The organism is Clostridium sp. ATCC BAA-442 (assembly GCF_964239415.1).
GTDB lineage: Bacteria > Bacillota > Clostridia > Oscillospirales > Oscillospiraceae > Flavonifractor > Flavonifractor plautii.
In genome coordinates, this window is the sequence record NZ_CAXSQB010000095.1 from 1 (window position 1) to 4,575 (window position 4,575).

The following is a 4,575-nucleotide window of genomic DNA, read 5'->3' on the forward strand; positions in this document are numbered from 1 at the left end:
CAGCTTAGGCAACGATACGAAAAAAGACATGGCTGGCTGCCGTGCCTTTAACCGTAAATCTATTGTAATAGAAAGGAAGTCTATTATGAAAAACATCAACTGGAACGAACTCACCCCCGCCTGCTACGCGATCGCCAACGCCAACGATGTAGATGTGGGTGTAGGCGGCAGCATGGTACATAACAACATCCGCCACGGCAGGGCGGTGGACATCGGCGCGGAAAATCTGCCTGTGGCTTTCCGGCCTGACTGGGATGCCCTGGGCGCTGATGCAGATCTGGCCGAGGAGAATGACGCGTTTAACGTCTGGGTCAGAAAGCGTCAGGCTAACGTTAAGGCCCTGGCCGCCCTGTGGAACGCAAAGGACTATCAGGGCATGGTTGAGCTGATGGAGAACGCCGCCGACCCCGGCCCCATCAACGGCGAGAAGTCCGAAGACCATGAGTAAGTACATAGCGGTCATCACCAGGGCGGACATCACCCGCACCGCCCTGGTGGAGGCCAGGGGGCGGTCTATGGAGCAGGTCAAGGCCGCCTGCGGGTGCCAGTACATCATCAATAGCTGGTTTTACGACACGACCACGGGCCGCCCAGTGGGCAATCTCAAGATCGACGGCACGGTCAAGGCCACGGCCGGCTGGAATTGCTGGGGGCTGACCTGGGACAAGGGGGCAGATATCCGCCTGGACATCGTACCCGACAACGGCGGGGCTTCCTACCTCAGCGGCGTGGAGCTGCTGACGCCCACCAGGGGGCCGGGTAAGGCCCTCAGCTACTCCCCGGAGTACGGGGGCACACGGGGGCGCTCCGCTGTCCTGCTGGCCGGGGCGCGGGTGATCCTGTACTGCTCCGGCGACGGCACGGCGGACGCCAAGACACCGGAAGGGCTGCGGGACGAGCTGGTGAGCATCGGCTGCCGGTACGACCAGGCGGCCAACCTGCGGGCACTGGGTCTGGACAGCGGCGGCTCCAGCCAGTGCGATTTTGGGGACGGCCAGCGTATCTACAGCGCCCGCCGGGTGGCCGGGTATCTGTGCGTATGGACAAGACAGGGCGGCCAGGAGCCGCCGGACAAGGAGGACAAGCCTATGAGCAAGTACACCGTGACGCCCAGCATCGGCGTCAACATCCGCAGCGGCCCCGGCACCGGCTACGGCAAGGTGGGGGCGTACCCCATGGGCACGGTGGTGGACGTGCTGGAGGAGCGGGACGGCTGGGGCAGGACGAATAAGGGCTGGGTGTCCCTGGCCTATCTGGAGGCCGTGGAGGGCCCCCAGCGGGTCACAGACAACGGCATTGCCATCCAGGAGCATATCATCTCCGGCGGGCGCAAAAACCGGCCGGGCAGGGACACCAACCCGGACACCTACATCACCATCCACGAGACCGGCAACGCGGCCAAGGGCGCCGACGCCGCGGCCCACGGGGCCTATCTGGACAGCGCCGCCGGGGAGGATGATCTGGTGAGCTGGCACTACACCGTGGACGACCACGCCATTGTCCAGCACCTGCCCGATTATGAGACGGCGTATCATGCTGGGGACGGCAAGGACGGGCCGGGCAATGCCACCAGCATCGGCATCGAGATCTGCGTCAACGCCGGAGGGGACTTCGAGGCGGCCAAGGCCAACGCCGCCGCGCTAGTGAGGCTGCTTATGGAGGAGCACGGCATCCCGCTGGACAATGTAGTCCAGCACAACCACTGGAACGGCAAGGACTGCCCCAAGACCATCCGGGCCACCCCCCGGGCCTGGGAGGCATTCCTGGGCCTCTGCCGGGGAGAGCCGGCGAATGTATCCAAGTTGGACACCGACGTGGACACGCTGGCTAATGTCGGCATTATCGACCAGCCCGACTACTGGAAAGCCGGGAACTACTCCAAGGATACTGTGGAGGCCCTGATCGGGAAAACGGCGGATTATGTAAGGGAGGACGATTGATATGGAGCATATCAACGGATTCAAGGCGGCGGTCGCCGCCGTGCTGGGCGGTCTGACGGCCCTGTGGGGCTGGTTTGGCTGGCTGGTGCTTGCTTGGCTGCTCTGTATGGCGCTCGACTACGGCACCGGCACCGCCGCCGCCCTCCGGGCCGGGGAGTGGTCGTCCAAGGTGGCAAGGGACGGCCTGTGGCACAAGCTGGGGGCCGTGGTGGCCGTCCTGGTGGCCGCCATTCTGGACGGGGTGATCGGTTTGATTCTAGCCAACATCCCCGCCCTGGAGATGCCCTTCCAGTATGAGGTATTTGTGAGTGTTCTGGTGCTGGTCTGGTATATCATGACCGAGCTGGGGAGCATTGTGGAGAACATCGGTGCCCTCGGTGCGCCTGTACCTGAATGGCTCCGCAAGGCCATCGCCGCCCTGGAGTCCACTGTGGACGGCGCGGGGGACAAGCTGGGCGGCGGTGACCAGAGAGAAAGTAAATAGGCAAGAAAAAGGGGGCACCAAGATTAAGTGCCCCCTCTCGTTATTGACATCCATAATACTCCATGATATCCTAGGATAAAATAAAAGAATCTAAAAAATATTTGGGTAATGCATGGGTAAAACTGGGCGATAGGTTGCGGAGCTACTGCGGCGCAATGGAAACGGAAAATATTTGGCAGACTGTAAATCTGTTGCGATTCGCTTCGGTGGTTCGAATCCACCCTCCTCCACCAAAAAATGTCTCGCCAGTCGGCGGGGCATTTTTTCGCATCTGGGATCTCCAAATGGTGATACTGAACGAATGAAATAGAACTTATGTTCGATTACGAGGCTATAATAACACCAAATGGAGATAACAGTCAAGGGTTTTTTCCTGGTTTCTGTTGCAAATGGTGATAAAATATGATAGGATAGCCCCAATAATGGGACAGGAGGGACGGACAGATGGAGCGGGAGAGCAGCCTTGGCGGCCGCCTGCGCCGCCTGATGGAGGAAGAGGGACTCAGCTATGAGCAGCTGGGGGAGCGCCTGGGGATGAACCCGCAGACGCTGAACCGCTATGTGCTGGGCCAGCGGGAGCCGAAAATCGGCACGGCCTCCGCCATGGCCGCCGCCCTGGGTGTGGATCCCCTGTGGCTGTTGGGCTACGATGTGCCCCGCCGTACCGGACAGCGGCAGTCCGTCCCCATCCTGGGCACCATCCGGGCGGGGCTGCCCATGGCGGCCGAGCAGCGGGTGGAGGGCTGGGCCACCGCCGACGTGGCGGAGCCGGAGGAGCACTTCTTCCTGCGGGTCACCGGCGACAGCATGATCAACGCCGGTATCCGGGACGGGGATCTGGTACTTCTGCGGCGGCAGGACACGGCAGAGAACGGCCAGATTGTGGCCTGCCTGGTGGACGGGGAGGACGCCACCCTCAAGCGCTTCCGCCGCCAGCGGGACATGGTGCTTCTCCAGCCGGAGAACCCCGCCTACGAGCCCAAGCTGGTCCCCCTGTCGGATTTTGAGACCGGCGTGGCCCGCATCGTGGGCGTGGCGGTGCGCCTGGTGCGGGAACTATAAAAAGGTAGAGATGCGGAATGCTGACCGAGGATTGGATGATGCGCCAGGTGGACGCCCTGGCCCGCTCCATTGCCTATCTGGTGTTTCAGAAGGATTCCACCGACTATGTGCCCGGCGGGACGGCGGAGGACGCCGCGCTGGACGAACTCCACCGCCGCCTGCTGGAGAAGGTCAACGCCGGGGACATCGGCGGGGCGGAGGATCTGCTCTTTGCGGAGAGCGATCCCGACGACCGGCGTTATCTGGAGCTGGCGGTGGACTTCTATGCCAGGCTCAACGACCTGACCGACGCCCAGCTGGAGGCGGCGGGCTTCGGCCGGGACGAGCTGGAGGAGGGCCTGCGGGATATGGCGGGCCGGTTCGGCGTATCACTGCTGTAGTCAAAGGAGGAGTTGGAATGAAAGTGGAATTCGGAGCCATAGAGGAGACTGCCATCCCCGGGTTCAAGGGCGGCGAGGGAGTGACCCACGCCAGGATGTTTGCGGACGGGCGCAACCGCATCATGCGGGGGCGGCTGGAGCCGGGGTGCTCCATCGGCCTGCACACCCACGAGGGGAGCAGCGAAATTGTGTACGTTCTCTCCGGCACGGGCAAGGCCCTGTACGGCGGCGGCGAGGAGAAAAAGCGGATTTCCCTCACCATGAAGAAGCCAAAAGGAGGAGCGGTATGATTCTCAGCTTTGACGAGGCGGGCGCGCTGCTGGACGAGATGGCGGAGGAGTTCCCGCCGGAGTTCTACGACGAGCTCAACGGCGGCATCGCCCTGCTGCCCGAGGCCAAGGAAGACCCGGAGGGGGAGCACGGCGAGCTCTACATCATGGGCGAGTACTGCAACGACATGATGGGCAAATATATCAACCTCTACTATGGCTCCTTCGCCGCCCTGGCCGGGCAGGAGGACTGGACGGAGGAGGACTGGGAGGATGAGCTTTACACCACCCTGGCCCACGAGTTCACCCACCACATCGAGGGCCGCGCCGGGGAGCGGGGCCTGGAGCGCAAGGACGAGCAGTTCATGGAGGAGTTCCGCGCCGGGCGCGGGGAATAGCCGCCCGGCGGCAGACGAAGCAAGGCCCCGGGGGGGGGGGGG

General features: G+C 63.0%; 7 protein-coding genes. All 7 read left to right on the forward strand.

The features are described from left to right. The first annotated feature begins 85 nt into the window (after positions 1 to 85). The gene (locus ACESY8_RS19455) at positions 86 to 448 is read left to right on the forward strand and encodes a hypothetical protein (protein ID WP_498794953.1); all 363 of its coding nucleotides are present in this window, start codon (positions 86 to 88) and stop codon (positions 446 to 448) included. Next, complete coding sequence (locus ACESY8_RS19460) at positions 441 to 1,940, forward strand: N-acetylmuramoyl-L-alanine amidase (RefSeq protein WP_498794954.1); 1,500 nt, start codon at positions 441 to 443, stop codon at positions 1,938 to 1,940. The genes ACESY8_RS19455 and ACESY8_RS19460 overlap by 8 nt, the downstream gene beginning before the upstream one ends. A gap of 1 nt (position 1,941) precedes the next feature. Further along, the gene (locus ACESY8_RS19465; RefSeq protein ID WP_498794955.1) at positions 1,942 to 2,424 is read left to right on the forward strand and encodes a phage holin family protein; all 483 of its coding nucleotides are present in this window, start codon (positions 1,942 to 1,944) and stop codon (positions 2,422 to 2,424) included. Positions 2,425 to 2,868: 444 nt separating this feature from the next. Further along, entirely contained in the window at positions 2,869 to 3,486 is a 618-nt protein-coding gene (gene lexA / locus ACESY8_RS19470) for a transcriptional repressor LexA (RefSeq protein ID WP_054339468.1), read from the forward strand. A gap of 17 nt (positions 3,487 to 3,503) precedes the next feature. Further along, positions 3,504 to 3,866 carry a DUF6483 family protein gene (locus ACESY8_RS19475; protein ID WP_054339469.1) on the forward strand — a complete coding sequence of 121 codons (363 nt, stop codon included), beginning with the start codon at positions 3,504 to 3,506 and terminating at the stop codon, positions 3,864 to 3,866. A gap of 17 nt (positions 3,867 to 3,883) precedes the next feature. After that, the gene (locus ACESY8_RS19480) at positions 3,884 to 4,156 is read left to right on the forward strand and encodes a cupin domain-containing protein (RefSeq protein WP_498794956.1); all 273 of its coding nucleotides are present in this window, start codon (positions 3,884 to 3,886) and stop codon (positions 4,154 to 4,156) included. Further along, the gene (locus tag ACESY8_RS19485) at positions 4,153 to 4,533 is read left to right on the forward strand and encodes a metallopeptidase family protein (protein WP_024723520.1); all 381 of its coding nucleotides are present in this window, start codon (positions 4,153 to 4,155) and stop codon (positions 4,531 to 4,533) included. The genes ACESY8_RS19480 and ACESY8_RS19485 overlap by 4 nt, the downstream gene beginning before the upstream one ends. Positions 4,534 to 4,575: the final 42 nt, after the last annotated feature.